25 protein-coding genes and 1 pseudogene are annotated in these 23,964 nt (G+C 74.6%); 11 read left to right on the plus strand and 15 right to left on the minus strand.

Annotation, left to right across the window (positions count from 1 at the left end; genetic code table 11):
* The first annotated feature begins 121 nt into the window (after positions 1-121).
* Positions 122-568 carry a DivIVA domain-containing protein gene (locus tag OG715_RS25930; protein WP_266271334.1) on the plus strand — a complete coding sequence of 149 codons (447 nt, stop codon included), beginning with the start codon at positions 122-124 and terminating at the stop codon, positions 566-568.
* Positions 565-1,167, plus strand: a complete 603-nt coding sequence (locus tag OG715_RS25935; RefSeq protein WP_323182164.1) for a DNA-3-methyladenine glycosylase I — start codon at positions 565-567, stop codon at positions 1,165-1,167. The genes OG715_RS25930 and OG715_RS25935 overlap by 4 nt, the downstream gene beginning before the upstream one ends.
* 41 nt (positions 1,168-1,208) lie before the next feature.
* Here the strand turns inward: OG715_RS25935 and OG715_RS25940 are convergent, their stop codons facing one another.
* On the minus strand, positions 1,209-2,009 hold the full coding sequence (locus tag OG715_RS25940; RefSeq protein WP_266271335.1) for an enoyl-CoA hydratase-related protein: 801 nt from the start codon (positions 2,007-2,009) through the stop codon (positions 1,209-1,211).
* Between the two features lie 289 nt (positions 2,010-2,298).
* Between OG715_RS25940 and OG715_RS25945 the strand changes: the two genes are divergently transcribed.
* Positions 2,299-2,466, plus strand: coding sequence for a DUF3117 domain-containing protein (locus OG715_RS25945; protein ID WP_078880497.1), 168 nt, complete (start codon positions 2,299-2,301; stop codon positions 2,464-2,466).
* 142 nt (positions 2,467-2,608) lie between these two features.
* Here OG715_RS25945 and OG715_RS25950 read toward each other — a convergent pair whose 3' ends face one another.
* On the minus strand, positions 2,609-3,241 hold the full coding sequence (locus OG715_RS25950) for an O-methyltransferase (protein WP_266271832.1): 633 nt from the start codon (positions 3,239-3,241) through the stop codon (positions 2,609-2,611).
* Positions 3,242-3,483: 242 nt separating this feature from the next.
* Here OG715_RS25950 and sigE point away from each other — a divergent pair, with 242 nt between their 5' ends.
* The 4 genes from sigE (at position 3,484) to OG715_RS25970 (ending at position 6,840) form a co-directional block, all read left to right on the plus strand.
* Positions 3,484-4,338 carry an RNA polymerase sigma factor SigE gene (gene sigE, locus OG715_RS25955; protein ID WP_266271833.1) on the plus strand — a complete coding sequence of 285 codons (855 nt, stop codon included), beginning with the start codon at positions 3,484-3,486 and terminating at the stop codon, positions 4,336-4,338.
* Positions 4,335-5,345: a zf-HC2 domain-containing protein gene (locus tag OG715_RS25960; protein WP_266271336.1), complete on the plus strand. Its 1,011-nt coding sequence runs from the start codon at positions 4,335-4,337 to the stop codon at positions 5,343-5,345. The genes sigE and OG715_RS25960 overlap by 4 nt, the downstream gene beginning before the upstream one ends.
* Positions 5,346-5,484: 139 nt before the next feature.
* Entirely contained in the window at positions 5,485-5,931 is a 447-nt protein-coding gene (locus OG715_RS25965) for a sec-independent translocase (RefSeq protein ID WP_266271337.1), read from the plus strand.
* A 234-nt stretch (positions 5,932-6,165) separates the two neighbouring features.
* Positions 6,166-6,840 carry a hypothetical protein gene (locus tag OG715_RS25970; RefSeq protein ID WP_266271339.1) on the plus strand — a complete coding sequence of 225 codons (675 nt, stop codon included), beginning with the start codon at positions 6,166-6,168 and terminating at the stop codon, positions 6,838-6,840.
* 117 nt (positions 6,841-6,957) lie between these two features.
* Here OG715_RS25970 and OG715_RS25975 read toward each other — a convergent pair whose 3' ends face one another.
* The 4 genes from OG715_RS25975 to OG715_RS25990 all read right to left on the minus strand — a co-directional run bounded on the left by OG715_RS25975 (position 6,958) and on the right by OG715_RS25990 (position 10,894).
* The gene (locus tag OG715_RS25975) at positions 6,958-8,118 is read right to left on the minus strand and encodes an Mrp/NBP35 family ATP-binding protein (protein ID WP_266271340.1); all 1,161 of its coding nucleotides are present in this window, start codon (positions 8,116-8,118) and stop codon (positions 6,958-6,960) included.
* A 56-nt stretch (positions 8,119-8,174) separates the two neighbouring features.
* On the minus strand, positions 8,175-8,831 hold the full coding sequence (locus OG715_RS25980; protein WP_407661022.1) for a DUF1003 domain-containing protein: 657 nt from the start codon (positions 8,829-8,831) through the stop codon (positions 8,175-8,177).
* Positions 8,821-10,128 (minus strand): magnesium transporter MgtE N-terminal domain-containing protein, encoded by a 1,308-nt coding sequence (locus OG715_RS25985; protein WP_266271341.1) that lies wholly within the window; start codon positions 10,126-10,128, stop codon positions 8,821-8,823. Before OG715_RS25985 ends, OG715_RS25980 begins: the two co-directional genes overlap by 11 nt.
* A gap of 205 nt (positions 10,129-10,333) precedes the next feature.
* Positions 10,334-10,894 carry a hypothetical protein gene (locus OG715_RS25990; RefSeq protein ID WP_266271342.1) on the minus strand — a complete coding sequence of 187 codons (561 nt, stop codon included), beginning with the start codon at positions 10,892-10,894 and terminating at the stop codon, positions 10,334-10,336.
* 124 nt (positions 10,895-11,018) lie between these two features.
* Here OG715_RS25990 and OG715_RS25995 point away from each other — a divergent pair, with 124 nt between their 5' ends.
* The gene (locus OG715_RS25995; RefSeq protein ID WP_407661023.1) at positions 11,019-11,987 is read left to right on the plus strand and encodes a DMT family transporter; all 969 of its coding nucleotides are present in this window, start codon (positions 11,019-11,021) and stop codon (positions 11,985-11,987) included.
* 28 nt (positions 11,988-12,015) lie between these two features.
* Here OG715_RS25995 and corA read toward each other — a convergent pair whose 3' ends face one another.
* A complete protein-coding gene (gene corA, locus OG715_RS26000; RefSeq protein WP_053652037.1) occupies positions 12,016-13,140 on the minus strand; it encodes a magnesium/cobalt transporter CorA in 1,125 nt (374 codons plus the stop codon).
* 498 nt (positions 13,141-13,638) lie between these two features.
* Between corA and OG715_RS26005 the strand changes: the two genes are divergently transcribed.
* On the plus strand, positions 13,639-14,280 hold the full coding sequence (locus OG715_RS26005; RefSeq protein ID WP_266271343.1) for a suppressor of fused domain protein: 642 nt from the start codon (positions 13,639-13,641) through the stop codon (positions 14,278-14,280).
* A 59-nt stretch (positions 14,281-14,339) separates the two neighbouring features.
* Here OG715_RS26005 and OG715_RS26010 read toward each other — a convergent pair whose 3' ends face one another.
* The 5 genes and pseudogenes from OG715_RS26010 to OG715_RS26030 form a co-directional block, all read right to left on the minus strand.
* Positions 14,340-15,200, minus strand: a complete 861-nt coding sequence (locus OG715_RS26010; RefSeq protein ID WP_266271344.1) for a PHP domain-containing protein — start codon at positions 15,198-15,200, stop codon at positions 14,340-14,342.
* A 123-nt stretch (positions 15,201-15,323) separates the two neighbouring features.
* A complete protein-coding gene (locus tag OG715_RS26015; protein WP_266271345.1) occupies positions 15,324-15,962 on the minus strand; it encodes a DUF6758 family protein in 639 nt (212 codons plus the stop codon).
* Positions 15,963-16,336: 374 nt separating this feature from the next.
* Entirely contained in the window at positions 16,337-16,483 is a 147-nt protein-coding gene (locus tag OG715_RS26020; RefSeq protein WP_266271346.1) for a hypothetical protein, read from the minus strand.
* Between the two features lie 440 nt (positions 16,484-16,923).
* Positions 16,924-17,844, minus strand: a complete 921-nt coding sequence (locus tag OG715_RS26025) for an alpha/beta fold hydrolase (protein ID WP_266271347.1) — start codon at positions 17,842-17,844, stop codon at positions 16,924-16,926.
* A gap of 185 nt (positions 17,845-18,029) precedes the next feature.
* Positions 18,030-19,976 (minus strand): annotated as a pseudogene (locus OG715_RS26030) (DEAD/DEAH box helicase); the annotation flags it as partial.
* A gap of 449 nt (positions 19,977-20,425) precedes the next feature.
* Between OG715_RS26030 and OG715_RS26035 the strand changes: the two are divergent.
* Positions 20,426-21,157: a ferritin-like fold-containing protein gene (locus tag OG715_RS26035; RefSeq protein WP_266271349.1), complete on the plus strand. Its 732-nt coding sequence runs from the start codon at positions 20,426-20,428 to the stop codon at positions 21,155-21,157.
* 48 nt (positions 21,158-21,205) lie between these two features.
* Here OG715_RS26035 and OG715_RS26040 read toward each other — a convergent pair whose 3' ends face one another.
* From OG715_RS26040 to OG715_RS26050, 3 genes are all read right to left on the minus strand, one after another.
* Positions 21,206-21,553: a hypothetical protein gene (locus tag OG715_RS26040; protein ID WP_266271350.1), complete on the minus strand. Its 348-nt coding sequence runs from the start codon at positions 21,551-21,553 to the stop codon at positions 21,206-21,208.
* Positions 21,554-21,755: 202 nt separating this feature from the next.
* Positions 21,756-21,983: a DUF3107 domain-containing protein gene (locus OG715_RS26045; protein WP_030392940.1), complete on the minus strand. Its 228-nt coding sequence runs from the start codon at positions 21,981-21,983 to the stop codon at positions 21,756-21,758.
* Positions 21,984-22,114: 131 nt separating this feature from the next.
* Positions 22,115-22,777 carry a TetR/AcrR family transcriptional regulator gene (locus OG715_RS26050; protein WP_266271351.1) on the minus strand — a complete coding sequence of 221 codons (663 nt, stop codon included), beginning with the start codon at positions 22,775-22,777 and terminating at the stop codon, positions 22,115-22,117.
* Between the two features lie 234 nt (positions 22,778-23,011).
* Between OG715_RS26050 and OG715_RS26055 the strand changes: the two genes are divergently transcribed.
* Positions 23,012-23,962, plus strand: coding sequence for an alpha/beta fold hydrolase (locus OG715_RS26055; RefSeq protein ID WP_266271352.1), 951 nt, complete (start codon positions 23,012-23,014; stop codon positions 23,960-23,962).
* The last annotated feature ends 2 nt before the right edge of the window (positions 23,963-23,964 follow it).

Genomic DNA, 23,964 nt, shown 5'->3' on the forward strand with positions numbered 1-23,964 from the left:
AGGCGCAGTGCCACCGATCTCTCCTTAACAGCTGCCGCGGGTGCGATGATGGCCCCCCCGGCCCATCGGGACCATGATCCCACTCCTGTCGGGGCCGGCCGGAGAATCGGGAGGACCGCTCGTGTTCTGGGTGATCGTGGTGGCCATGGCCGTAGTGGTCGGCGGTGCCGCGCTGGTGGCGCTGGGCGGCGGCGGTTCGCTGCCCGAGGCCGTGCAGGACCGGATCTCCGCCCGGCTGCCGCAGGACCGCCCGCTGGGCCGGGCCGACGTCGACGCGCTGCGCCTGCCGATGGCCCTGCGCGGCTACCGGATGGACGAGGTGGACGACGTCCTCGACCGGCTGGGCGCCGAACTCTCGCACCGGGACGCCCGGATCGCCGAGCTGGAGGCGCTGGCCGCGGTGCGCGGCGCCGTCGAGGCGACCGACGGCCCCGAGCCCGGCGCCGAACCGCTGCCCGGCCTGGAGGAGTTCGCCCTGGTGGTCGAGCCCGCCGTCGCCCTCACCAAGTCCGCCGCGGCCCCCGCGGCCGGCGGCCCCGAGGACGCCGTGCCGGGCGGGGAGCGGTGAGCGCCGGCACCGGCGCCGTCCTGGGGGCGGACGGGCTGCGCCGCTGCGCCTGGGGCGATTCGGCGGACGACTACCGGGTCTACCACGACACCGAGTGGGGCCGCCCGGTGCGCGGCGACGACGCCCTGTTCGAGCGGGTCTGCCTGGAGGCGTTCCAGTCCGGCCTGTCCTGGATCACCGTCCTGCGCCGCCGCGAGGGCTTCCGGGCCGCCTTCGCCGGCTTCTCGATCGCCGAGGTCGCCGAGTTCGGTGCCGCCGACGTCGAGCGGCTGCTCACGGACACCGGGATCATCCGCAACCGGGCCAAGATCGAGGCCTCGATCGCCAACGCCCGGGTCGCCCGCGAGCTCGACGGCGGACTGGACGCGCTGATCTGGGGGTTCGCCGGGGACCCGGACCGGCCGGCGCCCCGCAGCCTGGACGAGGTGCCGGCCGTCACGCCCGAGTCGACGGCGCTCGCCAAGGCCCTGAAGAAGGCCGGCTTCCGGTTCGTCGGCCCGACCACCGCGTACGCGCTGATGCAGGCCTGCGGACTGGTGGACGACCACCTCGCCGACTGCCACGTCCGCACCGCGCCCGCGGGCCCGGTCCGGGGCTGAACCGGGGACGGACCGGGCCCGGACCGGGGGCGCGTTCGGGGCTACCGGCCCAGGTAGGCCGGCTTCTCCTTGGCGATGAAGGCGCGGACCGCGATCCGGTGGTCCTCGCTCTCGCCGGCCAGGGTCTGCAGCTCGTCCTCCTTGTCGAGCAGCTCGCTCAGCGAGTGCGAGGCGCCGTACGCCAGCGACTCCTTGATCGCGCCGTAGGCCACCGTCGGGCCCTCGGCCAGCTCCTTGGCGAACACCCGGGCGGTGGCGGCCAGTTCGTCGGCCGGCACGACCTTGGTGGCCAGGCCCAGCTCCATCGCCTCGGCCGCCTTCACGGTGCGCGGCAGCATCAGCAGCTCGGTCGCCCGGGCGTGGCCGACCAGCCGCGGCAGCGTCCAGGAGGCCCCGGAGTCGGCGGTCAGCGCGATCCCGGCGAACGCGGTGTTGAAGCCCGCGGTGTCCGCCACGATCCGGAAGTCGCAGGCGAAGGCCAGCGAGGCGCCCGCCCCGGCCGCCACCCCGCCGACCGCGGCCACCGTCGGCTTGCGCATCCCGGCCAGCGCCCGCAGCAGCGGGTTGTAGTGCTCGGCCACCGTCCGCAGCGCGCCCTCGCCGGTCTCCTCGGCCCGCTTCAGCAGGCCCAGGTGCTCCTTGAGGTCCTGCCCGACGCAGAACGCCCGGTCGCCCGCGCCGGTCAGCAGCACCGCGCGCACGGCCGGGTCCTCGGCGGCGGCCGTCACGGTGTCACGCAGCGCCACCTTGGTCGGGACGTCCAGCGCGTTCATCGCCCCGGGGCGGTTGATCGTGATGACGGCCAGGCCGCCGTCCAGCTCGTACAGCACCGAATCGGACATGGACGGGAGCTCCCTTGCTCGTGGTCGTGGGCTGCCAGGATGCCGGAGCGCCGGGCCGCCTGGGGAGTGTGAGGTATCGCACCTTCCGATGGCGTACGGACCGGCGCCGCGCCGGGGCTTATGCCGGTTATTGGGAGGGAATGCGGCGGTCCGGACGAGGTTGCACCGAGAGTGATGTTGGTCATCAGGCCGTGGCATGCGGGATAATGGCTTCCGATCAATGCGTTCGATACCGGCGGTGGACGGACTGCCGGTGCGTAGCTGAGCGGTTGCAGGAAGGGGAACGAGCATGGCGGCCATGAAGCCGCGGACGGGTGACGGCCCGCTCGAAGTCACCAAAGAGGGGCGGGGCATCATCATGCGCGTTCCGCTCGAAGGCGGCGGACGCCTCGTGGTGGAGCTCACGCCCGACGAGGCCCACGCCCTCGGCGAGGCCCTGAAGAAGGCCTGCGGCTGACCGCAGCAGGTGCTCGCCATCTCCTGGAGATGTGCCGCCGGGCCCGGGACCGACCATCGCGTCGTCCCGGGCCCGGTGCGTTCCGCCCCGGTGCCGCGCCCCGTTCCTCCGGGCTCCGCGGCCCCGGGCTCCCGCGCCGCCGCTACCGCTTCACGGCGCAGAGCAGCCCGTCCGAGACCGGCAGCAGCGCGGGCAGCAGGGCGTCGCTCTCCCGGACGTCCCGGACGAGGTCGCGCACCGACCTGGTCCGCGGGTCCTGGAGCTCCGGTTCGGCCAGTCGGCCCTCCTGGAACACCCCCTCGAAGCAGACCATCCCGCCCGGCCGCAGCAGCCGCAGCGACTCCTCCAGGTAGGCGCCGGACTCCGCCGGGTCCCCGTCGCAGAACACCAGGTCGTACTGGCCGTCGGCGAGCCTCGGCAGCACCTCCAGGGCCCGGCCCGGTATGAACCTCGACCGGTTGGCCGCGAACCCGGCGGCCTGGTAGGCCTCCTTCGCCAACTGCTGGCGCACCGGCTCCGAGTCGACGGTGGTGAGCACGCCGTCCGACCGCATCCCGCGCAGCAGGTACACCCCGGAGACGCCCGTCCCGGTGCCGATCTCGGCCACCGCCTTGGCGCCCGACGCGGCGGCCAGCAGCCGCAGGCAGGCACCCCCGCTGGGGCCGATCGCCCTGATCCCGGTGCGCGCGGACTGCGCCCTGGCGTAGGTCAGCACCGCGTCCTCGCCGACGAAGGTGTCGGCGAGCGCCGCACGCGCGGGCCCGAACTCGCTGATGGCTGCCTCTTTCGGAGCCCCGGGTGGCGGCCCGGCGCCGAGCGGATGTCGATATTTCCTGCCACAGATTACTGGCCGGGCGGGAACCGCGTACGGCGGCGGGCCGTTGAAGGAGCAGGGACCGGGCGAACAGGACGTCCCGGACACCCTCCGGGAGCCGCTTCGGCGGGCCGGGCGGTGCTGCGGATACCGGACGCGGTCCCGGACACACTTCTTATCCGGGCTTGACGGGCGAGGTGGATATGGTGGTGGCCCTGCTGGGCAGAAGAGCCGACCGAGGAGGTGTGGCCGAGGGCGACGTCCCCGTGCGGCGGCATCTCCGCGGCACCTCGTCGGCCCGTACGCCGAAGCCCGTGATGAACCAGCCTGCGCACTCCACCCTGGACCAGCCGGCCGCCGCGCCCGAGGCGCCCGCCGGCACTGCCGAGGCCCCCGCCCTCGCGACCTTCGCCGAGGGCCCCGACGCGCAGACCTGGACTCCGCCCAGCTGGGAGGAGATCGTCGAGGCCCACAGTGCGCGCGTCTACCGTCTCGCCTACCGGCTGACCGGTAACCAGCACGACGCCGAGGACCTCACCCAGGAGGTCTTCGTCCGGGTCTTCCGTTCGCTGTCCACCTACACCCCCGGCACGTTCGAGGGCTGGCTGCACCGGATCACCACCAACCTCTTCCTGGACATGGTCCGTCGGCGCCAGCGCATCCGCTTCGACGCGCTCGGCGACGACGCGGCGGAGCGGCTCGCCTCCCGCGAGCCCAGCCCGGCCCAGCACTTCAGCGACACCCACTTCGACGCCGACGTCCAGCAGGCGCTGGACACCCTGGCGCCCGAGTTCCGTGCCGCCGTGGTGCTCTGCGACATCGAGGGCCTCTCCTACGAGGAGATCGCCGCCACGCTGGGCGTCAAGCTCGGCACCGTCCGCAGCCGCATCCACCGCGGCCGCTCGCACCTGCGCGCCGCGCTCAAGCACCGTGCCCCCGGCTCGGCCCCCGGCCGTGAGCGCCGCGGCGGCGGCGCCGAGGAGCAGCCGGTCCCGGTCGGCGCCGTCGCCGGCGAGGCCCCGGCCGCGTCGGGCGGGCGCGGCCGGAGGCGATCGTGAGCGGAACCGGCCGGTCCGGGGCGGGTCACCCGGACACCCCCGGCCGCACGGCCGCCCGCCGGGCCGGCTGGCCCGCGCTGGGCCGCCGGGGCCAGGACGGGCCGGGAGCGGCCGACGGGCCCGCGCTGCCGGCCGAGCCGGCCCTGCGCGCCGTCGCGGTCCGGTCGGTCGACGCCCCCGAGGAGCACCACCTCGGGGAGCGGCTGTCCGCCTTCGTCGACGGTGAACTCGGCCACGACTCGCGCGAGCGCGTCCAGGCCCATCTGGCGACCTGTCCGCAGTGCCTCGCCGAGGCCGACGAGGGCCGCGCGGTCAAGCACCTGCTGACCCGGACCGGCACACCCGGTCCGTCCTCCGGGCTGATGGCCCGGCTGATGGCCGTCGGCGCGCTCCCGGAGGACGAGCCGCAGCCGCGCGCCGACCGCCCGCGCCGGGACGACGACGACTTCCCCGGCGGCGGCGTGGCCGGCACCGGGACCCTCGGCGGCAGCCGGCTGAACGGCGGCTCCTTCGGCCGCGGCGCCGGCGCCTCGTTCGGCGGCGGCGCGCTCGGTGCCGACACCCCGGTGCCCGGGGTCGACCCGCGGGCCTTCGGCCGGGGCGGCGCGGTGCTGCGCCCGCTGATCGGACGCCGCACGGCGGTCCGTCCGGACGCCCCGGTCCAGCCGCTGGCCGCGGCCGCGGCCGCGATCACCCCGGTGCTGCGGCCGGTCCCGCCGCGCGGCCGGCGCTTCGTCTTCGCCGCCGCCGGGGCCTTCTCGGTGGCCGCGGTGACGCTCGGCGGGGTCGGCGGCATCGCCGGCCCGGGCGAGGACCAGCACGGCACCGTGGTCAGCCCGGCCGGCAGCGGCGGCCGGGGCGGCATGGTCCCGATGAACGCCCAGGTGCCGGCGGCCGACCTGCCGGTCCGCCCGGTGGCGGTCACCCGGGGCGCGATGCCGCCGCACGACCTCCCCGAGCGCACGCCGAGCTCGGGCGTGGCCGGTCTGCACCACGAGAACAGATAGGCCTCACCGGACCCTTCGGGGTCCCGGTCATCGGCGGGTCTTCACCACGGCTTCATCACACGGGGGTCATGGACCCGCCGATGGCCATTACGCTGTGGGGAGCGTTTGTCCGATCCGCTCGCGACCGTAGGGAGCTTTGGTGTTCAGTGACGTGGGCACACTGGAGGTCCTGACCCTGGCCATCATGGCCATCGTGATCTTCGGTCCGGACAAGCTGCCGAAGCTGATCCAGGACACCATGGGGTTCATCCGGAAGGTCCGGTCCTTCGCGGACACCGCGAAGGAGGACATCCGCAGCGAGCTGGGTCCCGAGTTCAAGGACTTCGAGTTCGAGGACCTCAACCCGAAGACCTTCGTCCGCAAGCAGCTGATGGGCGGCGAGGAGGACCCGCTGGGCCTCAAGGACATGCGGGAGTCCCTGGACATCCGCTCGGTGCTGGACGACAAGCCGGCCGCCCCGGCGAACGGGCACGGCCGCAACGGCAGCGTCTCCTTCGACAAGCCCGCCGCCGCCCCGGCCGCCGCGACCGCCGGCGCCCCCCTCACCCCGGGCGAGCGGCCCCCGTTCGACCCCGACGCGACCTGACCCCTCGCCGGTCGGGAGGCGCCCCCGGCGTCGTCCCCCCGCGTCGTTCGCGCCCCGCCGAACCGCACGGCTGAGCGGGCCCCGGCGCGTGCGCCGCTATTGTGCTGATTGTTCCCGCTGTGCCGTCCGTCACTTCCGGGCCCTTCCGGGCCCGAGTCGGTCGGCGGGGGCGCCGGGGTGCGCCACGATGGGAGCGCACCACGGCAGGCAAACGTCGTTGAGGAGGCCCCGGGCATGGACGCGACGAGTCAGGCGGTGGGAACGGCCAAGGCCGGCGGACCCATGGTCGGCGGACAGGCCGGCCCGGCGGACCCGCTGGTGCCGTACCTCTCGGCGGACTTCCCCTGGTACGGCCTGGACGACGGCTGGTCCGGCCGGCGCTTCCTGCTGCCGAGCGGCTTCGGCGGCCCGCGCTCCGGTGCCCACGGCACCGTCGACTACGGCAGCCTGGGCCACGGCGAGGAGCCGGCCCGCCAGTACGAGCCGCGCGACATGCGCAAGTTCGCGGTGGCCGTCACCGTCGCCCGCCGGGACAGCCGGCGCAGCGCCGACAACACCGGCACCCTGGAGGCCACCTCCGCCGCTTCCGCGGCCTGGCTGGCCGGCTCCGGCCTGCTGGCCGCGACCTGGCCGGGCCAGCTGGACCGCGCGCTGCGCCAGGACTGGCTGGACCAGCAGTCCTCGCTCGCCTGGGACCTCGCCGACGACCTGGACGGCCCCGGCTGGTCCACCCTCAGTCTCCCGGTGAACGGCCTGCCGCAGCCCTTCCGCTACCGCGAGTCCGAGTACGGCTGGGTGCTGGCGGGCGAGGCCCCCGGCGTCCTGCTGGGCGCCTACGGCCGCGGCATCAGCGCCTACGGTGCCGGCTTCGCCACCGTTCCCGACCTCACCGCCTACACCCGCCCGTAGGCAGCGCCCCGCGCACACCACGTCGCCCCGCGCACACCACGTCGCCCCGCGCACGACAGGGGCCCGCGCACACGACAGGGGCCCGCCGGTCCGAACCGGCGGGCCCCTGTCGTCGTGTCAGAACTTGTTCTTCGGCGTGAGGCCGAGGGAGAGGCCGGAGAGGCCGCGCTGGCGGCCGCCGAGCTTGCCGGCGATGGCGCGCAGGGCCGCGCCCGCGGGGGACTCGGGGGCGGCCAGGACGACCGGGCGGCCGTCGTCGCCGCCCTCGCGCAGGCGGACGTCGATCGGGATCGAGCCGAGCACGGGGACGGTGGCGCCGACGGTGCGGGTGAGCGCTTCGGCGACGGTCTGGCCGCCGCCGGTGCCGAAGACGTCGATCATCTCGTCGCAGTGCGGACAGGGCATGCCGGACATGTTCTCGATCACGCCGACGATCTTCTGGTGGGTCTGCACCGCGATGGTGCCGGCCCGCTCGGCGACCTCGGCGGCGGCCATCTGCGGGGTGGTGACGATCAGGATCTCCGCGTTGGGGACCAGCTGGGCCACCGAGATGGCGATGTCACCGGTGCCGGGCGGCAGGTCCAGCAGCAGGACGTCGAGGTCGCCCCAGTAGACGTCGGCCAGGAACTGCTGCAGCGCGCGGTGCAGCATCGGGCCGCGCCAGACCACCGGGGCGTTGCCCGGGGTGAACATGCCGATCGAGATGACCTTCACGCCGTTCGCCTGCGGCGGCATGATCATGTCCTGGACCTGGGTGGGCCGGCCCTCGACGCCCAGCATGCGGGGCACGCTGTGGCCGTAGATGTCGGCGTCCACCACGGCGACCTTCAGGCCGTCGGCGGCCATCGCGGCCGCGAGGTTGACGGTCACCGAGGACTTGCCGACGCCGCCCTTGCCGGAGGCGACGGCGTAGACGCGGGTCAGGGTGCCGGGCTTGGCGAACGGGATCTCGCGCTCGGGGGCGCCGCCGCGCAGCAGCTGGGAGAGCTCCTTGCGCTGCTCGTCGCTCATCACGTCGAGCTCGACCTCGACCTCGGTGACGCCGGGGACCCGGCCGACGGCCTCGCGGACCCGGGTGACGATGGTGTCGCGCATCGGACAGCCGGAGACGGTCAGCCAGACCGCGACCCGTACGGCGCCGCCCTCGCCGATCCCGACCGATTTCACCATGCCGATCTCGGTGATCGGGCGGTTGATCTCCGGGTCGTTGACGGTCGACAGCGCCTGGCGTACGGACTCTTCCGTGACGCCGGCCGCGACCTCTGTCTCGTTGGCCATGACTTGATGGTACGGCGCCGCGCGGGGGCCCCGTCCGGTCGGTGGCGTGCCGCCGGTCACAGCGTCCCGGAGGCCTCCCGGCGCTCGTCGATCTCCTTGAGCAGCAACTGGAGTTCGGAGCGCACGCTGCCCAGCTCGGAGGCGATGAAGGCCCTGGTGGCGACCTCGCCGAGGCCCTGGCGCAGGGCGGCGACCTCGCGGGTGAGGTACTCGGTGTCGGCGATGTTGCGGTCGCTGCGGGCCCGGTCCTGCTCCATGTTGACGCGGTCCCGGTTGTCCTGGCGGTTCTGCGCGAGCAGGATCAGCGGCGCCGCGTAGGAGGCCTGGAGGGAGAGCATCAGGGTGAGGAAGATGAAGGGGTAGTCGTCGAACCTGACCACGTCGGGCAGCAGGGTGTTCCAGACGACCCAGAGGATGATCACCACGGTCATCCAGACGATGAACCGTCCGGTGCCGAGGAAGCGGGCGATCCGTTCGGAGACCTTGCCGAAGGCCTCCGGGTCGTAGGACGGCAGGCTGATCAGGCCGGGGCGGCCGGTGCGCGGCTGGTCCAGCCGGCTGCGGGCGGACGACCCGCCGGGGGCGGGCTCGGTCCGGCGGTCCTTGGCCCCCTCGCGGGCGCGCAGCTCGCGCAGCTGGCGCAGTTCCCGGAGCTCGCCCTGGAGCCGTTGGCGCGGGGACTCCTCGCGCCGGCCCTTGCGGTCAGCGTCCACCGGTCACCTCCCTCTCGTCCTGTCGGCCGGTGTGCTCCCCGTCCGGACCGCCGTGCAGCGCGGCCTCCCGCCAGTCCTCCGGCAGCAGGTGGTCGAGCACGTCGTCCACGGTGACGGCGCCGACCAGGTGGTCCGCCTCGTCGACGACCGGCGCGGCGACCATGTTGTACGTCGCCAGGTAGCTGGTGATCAGCGGCAGCGGGGTGTCCGGCGGCAGCGGGTCGAGGTCGTCGTCGACCAGCGAGCCGACCAGGGTGTACGGGGGTTCGCGCAGCAGCCGCTGGAAGTGCACGATGCCCAGGTACTTGCCGGTCGGGGTCTCGTTCGGCGGGCGGCAGACGAAGACCTGCGCGGCCAGCGCCGGCTTGTGGTCGGAGACCCGGACCCGGGCCAGCGCCTCGGCGACGGTGGCGTCCGGTTCCAGCACGATCGGCTCGGTGGTCATCAGGCCGCCGGCGGTGTTCTCCTCGTAGCTCAGCAGGCGGCGGACCGGCTCGGCCTCGTCCGGCTCCATCAGCTGGAGCAGGCGCTCAGCCTCGTCGCCGGGCAGCTCGGAGAGCAGGTCGGCGGCGTCGTCCGGGTCCATCGCCTCCAGGACGTCGGCGGCCCGTTCGTCCTTCAGCTTGCCGATGATCTCGACCTGGTCGTCCTCGGGCAGCTCCTCCAGGACGTCGGCGAGCCGTTCGTCGTCGAGTGCGGCGGCGACCTCGGCGCGGCGCTTGGCGGAGAGGTGGTGCATGACGCTGGCGAGGTCGGCGGCGCGCAGCTGGTCGAAGGTGGCGAGCAGGTTGGCGGCGCCCTGGTCCTCCTCGGGCAGGGTGAAGCCGGTGACGTCCTGCCAGTCCAGGGTGACGGTCTCGCCGCGGGCCTTGCGCAGCCGGCCGACCCGGCCGACCTGGACGAAGACCTTGCCGATCTCCCATTCGCGCAGCCGGGTCTGGGTCATCGCGACGTCCAGGACGGTGACCTCCTGGCCGGTCTTGGTCCAGGTGACGGTGCGGTCGAGCAGTTCGGCGAGGACGAGGGTCTCGGCGGGGCGCTGCTCGAAGCGGCGCATGTTGATCACGCCGGTGGTGATGACCTGGCCGGACTCCAGGCTGGTCACCCGGGTCATCGGCAGGAAGATCCGGCGCCGGGCGACCACCTCGACCAGCAGGCCGAGCACCCGGGGCAGGCGGCCGCCGATCCGCAGGGCGACCACGACGTCCCGGACCCGGCCGACCTGGTCGCCGTTCGGGTCGAAGACGGCGATGCCGGCCAGGTGCGAGATGAAGACGCGGCTGCCTGGTCCTGCCATGGACTCCGGTCTCCCTCGCCTCGCTCGACGCGCCTCGTCCGGCGCCGGTCGGGCGCGGCCACGCCCCGCGGCCAAGGCTACTCGGGCATATCCGCCCGGGCTCGGTGAAATCGGGGCAAATCGGGCGACCGGGGGAGGCGAACGGCGGGGAGGCGGACGGTCAGGGAGGCGGTCCGACGGGGAGGGCGCCGGGTGTGGCGGCGCGTCAGCCCTTGCGGCGCTTCAGCAGCAGCTTCGGCAGCCCGGCGGGGACCGGTCGGCGGGTGGTGGCCGGGGTGGGCATCGGCGCCGCCGCGTGCGGGTCCTCCGGCATCGCCCCGGGCCGCTCGGTGAGCTCGCCGCCCGCCGTCCCGGCCGGCTCCAGCCGCAGCACCCGGCACTCGCGGGCCCAGCGGTCGGTGATGGCGTCGGTGTCCGGCGCGTTCAGCCGCTTGCCCTTCAGCTCCTCGACGGCGCCCTGCCAGGCCTCGCTCCGCGGGGCCAGTTCGACCACCCGGGCCGGCCAGCCGGTCAGCCGGCCGCCCTTGTCCTTGCTGCGGATGGTGACGGTCGCGCCCGCCCCGCCGGTGAGCCCGTGCAGCGGCTGCTCGGCGCCGTCGCCGACCACCACCACCGCGCCGTCGTGCCAGGCGTGCCAGAGCGCCCGCCCGTGCTCCTGGCCGTCCGCCCGGACCCAGAGCAGGCCGGACTTCTTCGCGGCCTCCTCCAGCAGGGCCCGGTCGAGGAAGTCGTCGGCGGTCGCGGCTGCGGCAGGCGTACGGTCCATGGCGCACAGCGTACGGCCTGCGTCGCGGGGCGACGTCTCGCGGTTCGGGCGACAGTTCCATGGGGGCCGCACGGGCCTTACGGTAGGAGCCGCCCGTACCCCCGACCGGATCCAGAGGAGCGCCGTGCCCGCCGCCCGGCCCGAGAGCGACGCCGCCGCCGTCCCTGTCGCCACCGCCCCCGCCACCGCCGCCACCGCTGCCGCCGCGCGCCCGCTCCCCAGGACCGACCTGCTGCTGCTGGCCGTCTCCGTCGGCGCCATCTCGCTCTCCGCCCCGCTGATCAGCGCCACCGCCGCACCGGCCCTGGCCATCGCCTTCTGGCGCAACCTCATGTCGGTCGGCGTGCTCGGCCCCTACGCGCTGCTGCGCCACCGGGCCGAACTGCGCGCCGTCCCCCGGCGCGCGCTGCTGCTGGCGATGGCGGCCGGGGTGCTGCTCGCCGTCCACTTCGGACTCTGGATGCCCAGCCTGCGGATGACCTCGGTGGCCTCCGCGACCGCGCTGGTCACCACCACCCCGCTGTGGACGATCGTGCTGATGCGGCTGCTCGGGGTGCGGGCGCCCCGGATGGTCTGGGTCGGTACGGTGACCGCCTTCGCCGGCGTCCTGGTGCTCACCGGCGTCGACCTCTCGCTCTCGCCGCGCGCCCTGGCCGGTGACGCGCTCGCGCTCGGCGCGGGTCTCGCCGCAGCCGGCTACATGCTGCTCGGGGCCGAGGTCCGGCGGACCGTCAGCACCACCGCGTACACCCTGGTCTGCTACGCCACCACGGCGGTCGTGCTGTTCGTGGTCTGCCTGGTCGCCGGGACGCCGCTGTCCGGCTGGTCCGCCGGCGCCTGGTGGCAGATCGTGCTGCTGATGGTCACCGCCCAGCTGCTCGGCCACTCGCTCAGCAACCGGGTGCTGCGCACCCTCGGGCCCTCGCTGACCTCCACCGCGATCCTGCTGGAGACCCCGGGGGCGGCACTGCTCGCCGCGCTCTGGCTGGGCCAGTGGCCGCCGGCCGCCGCCTACCCGGCGGTGGTGCTGATCCTGCTCGGCCTGGTCGTGGTCGCCCGCGCGGACCGGAAGCAGCCCGCCGACCGGAGGTAGCAGGCCGACGGGAAGCAGCAGACGCGCCCTACAGCCAGCCGTTGCGGCGGAAGCCCCGGTACATGCCGATGCAGATCAGCACCACGCTGCCGAGCACCATCGGGTAGCCGTAGCGGTGGTGCAGTTCGGGCATGTAGTCGAAGTTCATCCCGTACACGCCGGTGATCATGGTGGGCACCGCGAAGATCGCCGCCCAGGCGGTGATCTTGCGCATGTCCTCGTTCTGCGCCACCGAGACCTGCGCCAGATTGGCCTGGAGCAGCGAGTTCAGCAGCTCGTCGAAGCCGTGGACCTGCTCGGTGACCCGGGCCAGGTGGTCCGCGACGTCCCGGAAGTACTTCTGGATCTCCGGGTCGACCAGCCGCTGCAGCGGCTCCGACAGCTGTTGCATCGGCCGCAGCAGCGGCGCGACGGCCCGCTTGAACTCCAGCACCTCGCGCTTCAGCTGGTAGACCCGCCCGACGTCCGCGCCCCGGCCGCCCCGGTTGGAGAACACCTCGAACTCGATCTCGTCCACGTCGGTCTGCAGCTGGTCCGCGACCAGCATGTAGTTGTCCACCACGTGGTCGGCGATCGCGTGCAGCACCGCCGACGGGCCCTTGGCCAGCAGTCCGGTGCCGTCCGCGTCGGCCTCCAGCCGGTGCCGCAGCTCCTTGAGCGAGCTGTGCCCGCCGTGCCGCACGGTGATCACGAAGTCCCGCCCGGCGAACACCATCAGCTCGCCGGTCTCGACCACCTCGCTGGTCGGGGTCAGCTGGTCGTGGTCGACGTACCGGATCGTCTTGAAGACGGCGAACAGCACGTCGTCGTACCGCTCGACCTTCGGCCGCTGGTGCGCGTGCACCGCGTCCTCCACCGCCAGCGGGTGCAGCCCGAAGCGCTGGGCGATGCCCTCGAACTCCGCCTCGGTCGGCTCGTGCAGGCCGATCCAGCTGAACGAGCCCTCGCCCTCGGGCAGTTGCTTCGAGGCCTTGACCAGCCTGGCCGCCTCGCGCGGGCTGCACGTCTCGCCGTGCCGCCGGCCGTGCTGGTAGACGGCGCAGTCCACCACCGCCGACGGGGTCTCACCCGGGTGGATGGAGTCGAACAGGCCCGCCGCGGTGCGACGGCGGTTGGTGCGGACGGCTGCGCGCAGGCTGTTGATCATCGACATGGCAGGCTCCCTGGGGCAGGAACCGCCGCACGACGGCGTGGTGACGAACGGCCGCGGTGCGACGGCGGAGGAACACCGATGGAATCCGGCGCCTGCGGTCGCTCCCGGGCCTTGCTAGGGGCACACGGAACGGAACGACCGGACGTCGGTGGGGTGCTCTCCCGGCCGGACCGGAGGACCGTCGTGCCGTCCGCACGGAGGGACGGAACCAGGGTGCCGGTGGGGAAGCCGGTCGGCTGTCGCCGAGGCTCCCAGGGCCCGCTGTTTCAGTCCGCGTGGCGAGGGGTACGGGGAAGGCGTCCGGGCCGGGTAGAGCTGCCGGTACTGCATGGTCGGCTGGTATCCACCGCAACCACCTCCTTCGCGCCGCTGCCCCGGAGGAGGGGAAACTCCCCGGTGGCCAGTCGCTCACACTAACATCCGATCGGCCCTCGTCGCGCCCGCGTTCACGTAAAGGCCGTGCCAACGGCCCGGGGGGCGCGGGTTACGCTCACCGGCATGGCCCACGACTTCCCGCTCTTCGGCGACCCTTCCGGCGGCAGCGCGCACGGCCCCTCCCGGACGGCGGTCCTGGCCGCCGTCGAGGCCCGGCTGCTCACCACCTTCGGCGAGCCGAGCGGCCGCGCCGCCGTGACCTTCCTCGGCGCAGACCGGATCGAGGTGCTGCGCTTCGGCCCCGACGCCGAGGGCCTGGTCCGTTACGCCACGCTCGGCATGTCCGCCGCGCCGATGGCCGACCCGAGCGCCGCGGTCGCCGACCAGGTCCGGGGCCCGCGCGCGGAACTCGTCCTGACGATCCGGGGCGGGCGCGACGGCGTGCTCCGTCCGCTGGCCACCTTCGCGTCGACGCCGCAGGTGGAGGGACTGGTGCTGGCCCCCGGCGGCTCGCTGGACCTCGGCGCCCCGCTGTGGGACGGCGCGCCGTTCACCTCCGTCCTGGCGGCCGAGCCCGGCGGGCTGGTCGAGGACCTGGAACTGGACGAGCCGGCCGACCCGGTCCACTTCCTGCCGCTGCTGCCGATGACCCCCAACGAGGCGGGCTGGAAGCGGGTGCACGGCGCGGCGGCCCTCCAGGAGCGCTGGCTCCAGCACGGGACCGACCTGCGCGACCCGGAGCGGCGGGGCGTCGCCCTGGACTGACGGCCGGGCCCGGGGCGATCGGGCCCGGGCGGCCCGGCACAGCGGTGGCGGCCCCGGGCTCAGCCGCCGATCGGCTTGGCGCCGGTCGCCTGCTCCACGAGCGCCTCGTACACCTGCGGATCGGTGGTGTGCTCGCCCAGCCGGACCGTCTTGCGGCTGCCGTGGTAGTCGCTGGAGCCGGTGGTGAGCAGTCCCAACTCGGCGGCGAGGCCCCGCAGATGGGCCCGGGTCGGCTCGTCGTGGTCGATGTGGTCGACCTCCAGCGCGGCCAGACCGGCCGCCGCGAGGTCGGCGATCACCTGGTCGGAGACGGTCCGTCCGCGCTTCACCGCCCCCGGGTGGGCGAAGACCGGCACCCCGCCGGCCGCCCGGACCAGCCGGACCGCCGCCACCGGGTCGGTCTCGTGCTTGCGGACGTCCGCCCGGCCGCCGTTGGCCAGCCAGTCCGCGGTGAACGCGTCCGACACCGAGGCCACCACGCCCGCCTCGACCAGTGCGCTGGCGATGTGCGGACGGCCCACCGAACCTTCCCCGGCGATCCGCCGCACCTGCTCCCAGCTGATGTCCGCGCCCAGCTCGCGGCAGCGCTCGACGATCGCCCGCCCCCGGCGGAACCGGTCGGTGCGCACCAGCTCGCGCTCCGCCGCGAAGGCGGGCTCGGCCGGGTCGAAGAGGTAGGCCAGCAGGTGCATCGAGATGTCGCCGGCCACGCAGGAGAGTTCCGCGCCCGGGACGAGCGTCAGCCGGGTGCCGGCGGGCAGGGCGTGCACCGCGTCGGCCGCCTCGGTGTGGCCGGCCACCGTGTCGTGGTCGGTCAGCGCCACCACGTCCAGCCCGGCCCCGACGGCCGCCGCGACCAGTTCGGCCGGGCTGTCCGTGCCGTCGGAGGCGTTGCTGTGGGCGTGGAGGTCGATGCGCACGGGCGGTGCTCCTCGGGGTCGGCGCGGCGCGGGCCGGCGCTGGGGGCCGGCACGGCGGGCCGGCGGGGTGCCGCCCAGGATAGTGCGGTTGCGGGACGCCGACCGTCGGCTGCGGACGGTGCGTCAGCCGAGCAGGTGCGGGGACAGGGCGCCGCAGGGCAGCAGGTCCAGCTCCGCGCCGGCCTCCCGCAGGTCCGTCAGGACCAGTTCGTCGTACATCACCAGCGCGGACTGCTCGGGCCAGGCGACGGCCCAGAGCCAGAGGCCGCGGCCCTCGCCGACGAACACCGCGCGGTCCGCCGGCGCGTCCGGCACGTGGAACATCGGGGTCGGCCGGCCGGCCGCCATCAGCTTGGCGTCGGCGGGCTTGTAGAGGGCCACCGACTCGCCCGGGTCGGGGCCGGACAGCCCGGCGTACCGGGCGCCGAGGCCCACGCCCAGTTCCTCCGCCACCAGCACGAGTTCGCCGAAGCCGCCCAGCGGGGCCGGCCCGGAGCAGGCGACGGCGGTGGCCCGGGCGCCCGAGATGTCGTCGCCGACGTGCGCGATGCCGGTGTAGAGCCAGCCCACCGGGAGCGGCCAGGGCAGCCAGACGGGGACCTGGGAACGGGCGACGGCGACGCCGAGTGCCTCGATGCTCGGGGGCAGTACCGGCTGCATCGGGTGCACGGCGCCGTGCCGGTCGCACTGCCAGGTGTCTGAGAACAGACCGGGCGCGCGGACCCGACCGGCGCACCTCGGGCAGCTGGGCTCGCCCCTCATAGCCGACAACGCTCCTCCCTCCGGGCCGCCGCGTCAAGGACGATCACCCGTACGGAGGGCGGCTCGGCGGCACCTGTCGGTGGCGGGTGCCCGTCCGGCGCGGGGTGGGCGCGGTGCGGGCGGCTCCCGTTGGGAAATGTCCAGCGGGGGGCGGCGGCAAACGTCGGCGGTGTGCGCCGGGGTGCGCCCCGACGGAGTTCGAGCCGTGTTCGATCCGCGACCGCGTCGGGGAGCGGAGCGAGAGGCCGCAACGCGCTGACGCCCCGTGCTCGCCGTGGCGATGACGGGGCGTCAGTGGGGTATCGGAACGTCCGGATCGGACGCGTCGGCCTCGGCGGCGGGGGAGTCCGGGGACTCCGCGGCGGCCGGCCCGGTCAGACGGCCGGGCACGGGCGGATGAGCAGGCGTTCGCCGGTGCGGGCGGCGGCCTGGACGAGCTCGCGGACGGTCTCGGCGTCGGCGATCAGGCGGTCGGTGGCGGCACCGTGGGCGTCGTCCAGTCGGAGGATCTCGAAGCGCATGGGCGTCTCCTTTCCTGGCCCCGCGGCGCGGGGCGGTCGTGGCTGAGTGGGTATCAGCCCTTTCGGGGTCTGTCGGGTCGAGTCGTCGACCGGCTGCTGTCGCGGCAAAGAGGGCTCCCCCCTGATTGCCAAGGGCGCCGATGGCCCTCGTGAACCACACTGCGGTGGCGCTGCTACCGGGCCATTGCCCGTCCGTAACGTCCTGGTTTCGGATGGATCGCGTCGACCGCATGCCGACGTCGCTGTCGACGATGTTTCCAGGACCGAATCAAATATTACCGCAACTAACGAATTTTGTCGCCCCCCTTGTACCAGGGGGCCGCGCCGGCCGGTGGGTCGGGGTGCCGCTCCGGGGTGGTGAGGGGTGCTGCGGGGCGGGCGGGCGGGAGGCGGTCCGGGGCGGTGGGGGGCGGTGGTGGAGGCGGCCGGGGCCGGGCGGGTCAGCCCCAGTGCGCCAGCAGCGCCTCGGCGGTGGCGGCCGGCTGCTCGGCGTTGGGGGAGTGCCCGGCGTCCGCGACGACCACCCGGTGGGCTCCCAGCCGCTCCGCCATCGCGGTCTGCTCCGGGACGGGCCAGGCGTAGTCCTGGACGCCGGAGAGCACCAGGGCGGGCAGTCCGGCGGTGATCACGGCGGCCAGCTCGGCCACCCGGTCCGGCGCGGCGACCAGGTGGCCGCCGGTGGCGATCAGGGACTGCGGCACGTTCGCCAGCCAGCGGCGGTGCAGGAACGCGGCCACCTCGGGGGACGGCACGCGGCGCGCCCGCTTCTCGTCGGCCTTCTCCATCTGCTGCATCACCTGCCAGATCTCCTCCAGGCCCATCGTGGGCAGGACCTCGACCAGCAGCCTGGTCCGCTCCGCCTCGGCCGGGTCGATCGGGCCGGGGCCGGTGGACATCAGCGTCAGCGAGGCCCACGGCAGCGGCGCGCCGCCGGGAGCCGTCGGCCCGGCCGCCGCCTCGGAAGCCGCGGCGAGAACGGCCTCGCGGACCACCTGGCCGCCCAGGGAGTGGCCCAGCAGGTGCAGCGGGCCGGTGCCGCCCTCGGCCGCCAGGGCCGCGGTCAGGGCCCGGACGTCCGCGCCCAGGGCGGCCACCGCGTAGGCGGCGGGGTCGTCGTGCGGCCCGCCGGTCTCGTACTGGCCGCGCTGGTCGACCGCGGTCACCCGGTAGCCGGCCGAGGCGAGCGGCTCCAGCAGCGCGATGAAGTCCTCCTTGCTGCCGGTGAAGCCGGGCACCAGCAGAGCCGAGCCCCGTACCTCCCCGGCGGGCTCGGCCCGCAGCGCCGCGAACTGTCCGCGCGCCGTCACCACCCGCAGCGCACGGGCCGAGGGCGGGAGGGTGAGGAACGGCGGCGTGCTCATGGAAGGACCTCCGGCGACCGGTGCGAACTCGTGGGTAACCCGAGCATAGGGGCGCCCGCCCGGCCGTTCCCGGGCCCGCCGTGCCGCCGCCGGACGGCTCCCGGGCCGCGCGCGGAACGCCGAAGGGGCGGTCCGGACCTCCGGACCGCCCCTTCGGGGAACAACGCGGGTCAGCTCTCCGGGGTCGCCTCGGCGGCGGCCGGACGGCGGGCCCGGGTGCGGCGGCGCGGGGCCGGGGCCTCGCCGTCGGCGGCACCCTCGGCGGGAGCCGCGACGGCGCCCGCCTCGGCGGCGGCCTCGGCCGGAGCCGCGGCCTTGGCCCGCGAGCGGGTGCGGGCGCGCTTCGGCTTCTCCTCGGCGGCCGGGGTCCCGGCGGCCTCGGCGACGACCGGGGCGGCGGTGGCCGGCTCGACCGACGCGGCCTCCGCGACGACGGCGGCGGCCTCGGTGGCCGTGCCCTCGCCGGACGCCGCACCGCGCGAGCGGCGGCGACGGCGGCGCGGGGCGGCGCCGTCCTCGGTGCCCTCGACGGCCGGGGCCTGCGGCGCGGCGGGCGCCGCAGCGGCGTCCACCGCCTCGTCGACGACGTCGCCCCGGCGGGTCCGCCGGCGCTCGCGGGTCTTGCGGGCGGCCTTCTCCTCGGCCGCGGCCGGCTCGGCGACCTCGGGACGGGCGGAGCCGCCCCGCCCGGCGGGGCGAGCGCCCCGCCCGCCGGAGCGCGAACCGCGCCCGCCGGTCTCGCCGAGGTCCTCGACCTCCTCCGCGCCGAGCCCGGCCCGGGTCCGCTCCGAGCGGGGCAGGATGCCCTTGGTGCCCGGCGCGATCTTCAGCAGCTCGTAGAGGTGCGGCGAGGTGGAGTAGGTCTCCTCCGGCTCGTTGAACGACAGCTCCAGCGCCTTGTTGATCAGCTGCCAGCGCGGGATGTCGTCCCAGTCGACCAGGGTGACCGCGGTGCCCGAGGCGCCGGCCCGGCCGGTGCGGCCGATCCGGTGGAGGTAGGTCTTCTCGTCCTCCGGGCACTGGTAGTTGATCACGTGCGTGACGCCCTCGACGTCGATGCCACGGGCCGCGACGTCGGTGCAGACCAGCACGTCGACCTTGCCGTTGCGGAACGCCCGCAGCGCCTGCTCGCGGGCGCCCTGCCCGAGGTCGCCGTGCACGGCGCCGGCCGCGAAGCCGCGCTGGGTGAGCTGGTCGGCGACATCGGCGGCGGTCCGCTTGGTCCGGCAGAAGATCATCGCCAGCCCGCGGCCGTCGGCCTGCAGGATGCGCGAGACCATCTCCACCTTGTCCAGCGAGTGCGCACGGAAGATGTGCTGCTCGGTGTTGGCCACGGTGGTGCCGGTGTCGTCCGGCGCGGCGGCCCGGATGTGCGTCGGCTGGCTCATGTAGCGGCGGGCGAGGCTGATGACCTGGCCCGGCATGGTCGCCGAGAACAGCAGGGTCTGCCGCTTCGCCGGCAGCATGGTGATGATCTTCTCGACGTCCGGCAGGAAGCCGAGGTCGAGCATCTCGTCGGCCTCGTCCAGGACCAGCGAGCGGACCTTGGAGAGGTCCATCTTCTTCTGGCCGGCCAGGTCGAGCAGACGGCCCGGGGTGCCGACGACGATGTCGACGCCCTTGCGCAGCGCCTCGACCTGAGGCTCGTAGGCACGGCCGCCGTAGACGGCGAGCACGCGGACGTCACGGACCTTGCCGGCGGTCTGCAGGTCGTTGGTGACCTGGGTGCAGAGCTCGCGGGTCGGGACCACGATCAGCGCCTGCGGAGCCTCGGTGAGCTGCTCCTCGGTGGCGCGGCCGGCGTCGACGTCGGCGCGCACGACGACCCGCTCGATCAGCGGCAGGCCGAAGCCGAGCGTCTTGCCGGTGCCGGTCTTGGCCTGGCCGATGACGTCGTGGCCGGTCAGCGCGACCGGCAGGGTCATCTCCTGGATGGGGAAGGGGTGGACGATGCCGACGGACTCGAGGGCCTCGGCGGTCTCCGGGAGGATCCCCAGGTCCCGGAACGTCGTCTTCATGGGTTCAGCGGTGGTGGACAGGGTGCTGCCTCTTCCGTGTGAAAGGGGCCGAGAGCGAGCGGCGGGCGGGCAGTCCGCGCGACTGCGTACGGGCCTGGACGGCCTCGAATACAGCTGCGCGGACGCACAACCGCGCCGGTCCCTGCGGCCGGCCGGTGCGCGCGGCCCGGTGAAGGGGCGCGTCGCCGGCGGCGTCGGGGAGGATTCCCGTGAGGGACCTGCGCGGGACCTGCGCCGACTGGCGCGGTCTCGGCGGCCCTCGCTCGGCCACTGATGCGGTGCCAAGGCTTGAAGTCCAAACCCTGGTCGGAGCCGATCGGCTCTCCGACCGGGCATCCGCGTACGTTGAGTTCCCGGCTTCCGTACGCCGCGTCCAGGGGGACGGCGGCGTTTCGGAGCGGGCCTGCCCGGCACACCGAGACGGCGGTGACACCGTGCGAGCACGACGGGCCTCCGTACCACCATACAGTCACCCGACGACTCGAACACGTGACGCGGGCGACATCGCAGGTAGGAGAGGTGGGTGAGGTGCCCGGGGCCGGACCGGGACTAAGGTGCGGGTCATGGAGAACCGTGGTGGGACGCAGGACGACGTGGCGGCGGGCTCGATCGGCGACTGGGCGACCTGCTCGGCCGAACCGGCGTACCGGGCGGCCGTACTGGACCTGCTCGGCGCCCTCGCGTACGGCGAGCTGAGCGCCTTCGAGCGGCTCGCCGAGGACGCCAAGCTCGCGCCCGGCCTCGCGGACAAGGCCGCGCTGGCCCGGATGGCCACCGCCGAGTTCCAGCACTACCAGCGGCTGCACGACCGGCTCGCCGAGATCGGGGCGGAGCCGGAGGAGGCGATGCGCCCGTTCGTCGAGCCGCTGGAGCTGTTCCACCGGATGACCGCGCCCTCGGACTGGCTGGAGGGCCTGGTCAAGGCGTACGTCGGCGATGCCATCGCGACCGACTTCTACCGCGAGGTGGCCGTCCGGCTGGACGACGACACCCGTGACCTCGTCCTCGGTGTGATGTCCGACACCGGTCACGCGCAGTTCGCGGTCGACAAGGTCCGGCAGGCGATCGAGGCCGATCCGCGCTCCGGCGGCCGGCTCGCCCTGTGGGGCCGGCGGCTGATGGGCGAGGCGCTCAGCCAGGCCCAGCGGGTGGTCGCGGAGCGGGACGCGCTGTCCAACCTGCTGGTCGGCGGCGTCCAGGTGCAGGGCTTCGACCTGGTCGAGGTCGGCAAGATGTTCAACCGGATCACCGAGGCGCACACCCGGCGGATGGCCGCCCTGGGCCTGGCCTCCTGACCCCCGGCCGCGACGGGGTCCCTGACCGCTCGGGTGCTCAGCAGCTGCTCAGGCGGGCCGGTGGCGCCGGTGCGTGCCCGCGCGGTGCCCGCCGGACCGCGGCCCGCCCGTCCGGTGCTGGCGGTGCCGGTGCGCCGGGGCCCGCCCGGCGGCGAGGTCCGGCCGGGCCAGGACCGAGGTGAGCAGGGCCGAGGCCACCGCCGAGATCGCGATGCTCGCCGCCGGGTACCGGCCGTCCATGGTGAAGTGTGCGATCACCCCGGTCAGCAGCGCCGACCCCAGGGCGGTGCCCAGGACCAGGACCCGGCCGGCCGGGAAGTACGCGGGCAGCGACAGCAGTGCGGCGGCGCCGACGATCAGGCCGACGAGGGCGAAGGCGACGGTCTCGACCAGCAAGGATGCCTCCCCGGGGTACCGGTGCGCGGCGCGCGGTCGGCCGCACTGTCGCCGTACCCCGGGCGTCCCGCCCGTACACCCCGGCCGCACCGCCCGCCCCGGGAGCGCGGCCCGGGAACGCGCTGCGGGAACACGGCCCGGGAACGACGGTGCCCCGCCCCCTCGGCCGAGGGGGCGGGGCACCGGGCGAGGCCCGTCGGGCTCAGAGCGTGCCGAAGCCGACCTTGCGCACGGCCGGCTCGCCGATCTCCACGTACGCCAGGCGGTCCGCCGGGACGATGACGCGACGCCCGTGCTCGTCGGCCAGGGTGAAGAGCTTCTCGGTGCCCTCCAGCGCCTTGGCGATCGCGTTCTGGATCTCCTCGGCAGTCTGCGAGCTCTCGATCACGATCTCGCGCGGCGCGTTCTGCACGCCGATCTTGACCTCCACGGCTTCCGTCCCTCCGGGGTTGCAGCCATCCACGCGCGGCACCGGACCGCCTGGGACAAGCGTTCACGTCTACCGCGCCGTACGGCTTCACCATAGAGCACCGGATCGGTGCCCAGACGAAGGTCAGTGGATCACCGGTCGGCGGAGGACCCGTCCGCGGCCTCCGCGTGCGGGTGCATCGGGAAGCCCTTGAGCCCGCGCCAGGCCAGGCTGGCGACCAGCCGGACCGCCTCGTCGCGGGGGATCTCCAGACCCTGCGACAGCCAGTACCGGGCGGTGATCTGGGCCAGGCCGCAGACGCCCGCGGCGAGCAGCTTGGACTCCGCCTCCGGCAGGTCGGTGTCCTCCTGGATCACCGTGCTGACCAGCGTCGCACTGGCCTCGGCGGCCCGCTCGACGCGCTCGCGCACGGCCGGCTCGTTGGTCAGGTCCGACTCGAAGACCAGCCGGAACGCGCCGGACTCGCTGGAGACGTAGTTGAAGTACGCCTCCATCGTCGCCGCCACCCGGAGCTTGTTGTCGGTGGTGGTCTCCAGCGCCTCGCGGGTCGAATCGACCAGGGCGTCGCAGTGCTTGTCCAGCAGCGCCAGGTAGAGCTCCAGCTTCCCGGGGAAGTGCTGGTAGAGGACCGGCTTGCTCACCCCGGCACGATCGGCGATGTCGTCCATGGCGGCCGCGTGGTAACCCTGCGCGACGAACACCTCCTGGGCGGCACCGAGCAGTTGTTCACGGCGGGCGCTTCGCGGCAGGCGGGCACCGCGCGGGCGCTCCTGCGCCTCCTGGATGGCCGTCACGGCGCTCCTCACTTCACGGGTCGTACGGGGTCGGCAAGATGGCCGATTCTACTTTCGGGTAACCGCCTTCGCGCTTGCCAGGTGCGAGAAATGCGGCCGTCCCCCTTGTCAGGAGCCCACAATACGGCGCGCACCACGGCCGTCGGCAGTGCTGCGGACCGGTGAATGGGGAGACCTTCCGGCCCCGGGCCGTCGAGGGGCCGCGACGGCACCGGCTCACTACCATCGTCCACCATGAGCGGTGCTGAGCAGCAGATACTCCCGGAACCGGTCTCCCCCAGGCCCTTCCGGACCGTCGAGGTGCCCGGCGCGGTCCTGGCCGTGCACCGGCCCGCGACCGGCCCCGGCGACGTTCCGACCGCTCCCGCCCCGGCCGGCGGACGGGAGCCGGCGCTGTTCGTGCACGGGCTCGGGGGCTCCGCCGCCAACTGGAACGCGCTGATGGCCCGGCTCGGCGGAGACCTGGACGGCGAGGCCGTGGACCTCCCCGGCTTCGGCGAATCCGCCCCGCCCGCCGACGGCGACCTCGGCCTCTCCGGCCACGTCCGGGCCGTCACCGGGTACCTGGAGGCCGCCGGCCGGGGGCCCGTCCACCTCTTCGGCAACTCGCTCGGCGGAGCGGTCTCCGTCCGGCTCGCGGCCCTCCGCCCGGACCTGGTGCGCAGCCTGACCCTGGTCTCGCCCGCCCTGCCCGAACTGCCCCCGCAGCGCTCCGCCTGGCCGACCGCGATGCTCGCCGTCCCCGGCGTCCCCGCGCTGCTGCGCCGGCTGCCGACCGGTGCGCGCGAGCCCGAGCGGGCCGCCGACGGGCTGCTCCGGCTCGTCTACGGCGACCCGGACAGCCTGGGCCCGGCCGAACGGGCCGAGGCGGTGGCCCAGTACCGGCGGCGGACCGAGCTGCCCTGGGCGGCGGGGGCCCTGGTGGGCTCGGCGCGCGGGATCGTCTCCGCCTACACCGAGCGCGGCGAGCAGGCGCTCTGGCGGCAGGCGGCCCGGGTGACCGTGCCCGTCCTGCTGGTGTACGGGCTGCGGGACAAGCTCGTCTCCTACCGCTCCGCCCGCCGGGCCTGCGCGGCCTTCACGGACTCCCGGCTGCTGGTGCTGCCGGACTCCGGGCACGTCGCGATGATGGAGCACCCCGACGCCGTCGCCAGGGCGGTGAAGGAGCTGCTGGGCCTGGCCTGACG

It is taken from the genome of Kitasatospora purpeofusca (assembly GCF_036010405.1).
In the GTDB taxonomy this organism is placed as follows: domain Bacteria; phylum Actinomycetota; class Actinomycetes; order Streptomycetales; family Streptomycetaceae; genus Kitasatospora; species Kitasatospora purpeofusca.

Excerpts from the sequence above, each read along its gene's own strand:
- OG715_RS26020 (WP_266271346.1), bottom strand. The coding sequence starts at position 16,483 with ATGCGCTTCGAGATCCTCCGACTGGACGACGCCCACGGTGCCGCCACC.
- OG715_RS26005 (WP_266271343.1), top strand. The coding sequence starts at position 13,639 with ATGGCCCACGACTTCCCGCTCTTCGGCGACCCTTCCGGCGGCAGCGCG.
- sigE (WP_266271833.1), top strand. The coding sequence starts at position 3,484 with ATGGTGGTGGCCCTGCTGGGCAGAAGAGCCGACCGAGGAGGTGTGGCC.
- OG715_RS25985 (WP_266271341.1), bottom strand. The coding sequence starts at position 10,128 with ATGGCAGGACCAGGCAGCCGCGTCTTCATCTCGCACCTGGCCGGCATC.
- OG715_RS25940 (WP_266271335.1), bottom strand. The coding sequence starts at position 2,009 with ATGTCCGATTCGGTGCTGTACGAGCTGGACGGCGGCCTGGCCGTCATC.
- corA (WP_053652037.1), bottom strand. The coding sequence starts at position 13,140 with ATGTCGATGATCAACAGCCTGCGCGCAGCCGTCCGCACCAACCGCCGT.
- OG715_RS25945 (WP_078880497.1), top strand. The coding sequence starts at position 2,299 with ATGGCGGCCATGAAGCCGCGGACGGGTGACGGCCCGCTCGAAGTCACC.
- OG715_RS26025 (WP_266271347.1), bottom strand. The coding sequence starts at position 17,844 with ATGAGCACGCCGCCGTTCCTCACCCTCCCGCCCTCGGCCCGTGCGCTG.
- OG715_RS25990 (WP_266271342.1), bottom strand. The coding sequence starts at position 10,894 with ATGGACCGTACGCCTGCCGCAGCCGCGACCGCCGACGACTTCCTCGAC.
- OG715_RS26015 (WP_266271345.1), bottom strand. The coding sequence starts at position 15,962 with ATGAGGGGCGAGCCCAGCTGCCCGAGGTGCGCCGGTCGGGTCCGCGCG.
- OG715_RS26035 (WP_266271349.1), top strand. The coding sequence starts at position 20,426 with ATGGAGAACCGTGGTGGGACGCAGGACGACGTGGCGGCGGGCTCGATC.
- OG715_RS25970 (WP_266271339.1), top strand. The coding sequence starts at position 6,166 with ATGGACGCGACGAGTCAGGCGGTGGGAACGGCCAAGGCCGGCGGACCC.
- OG715_RS25975 (WP_266271340.1), bottom strand. The coding sequence starts at position 8,118 with ATGGCCAACGAGACAGAGGTCGCGGCCGGCGTCACGGAAGAGTCCGTA.
- OG715_RS26055 (WP_266271352.1), top strand. The coding sequence starts at position 23,012 with ATGAGCGGTGCTGAGCAGCAGATACTCCCGGAACCGGTCTCCCCCAGG.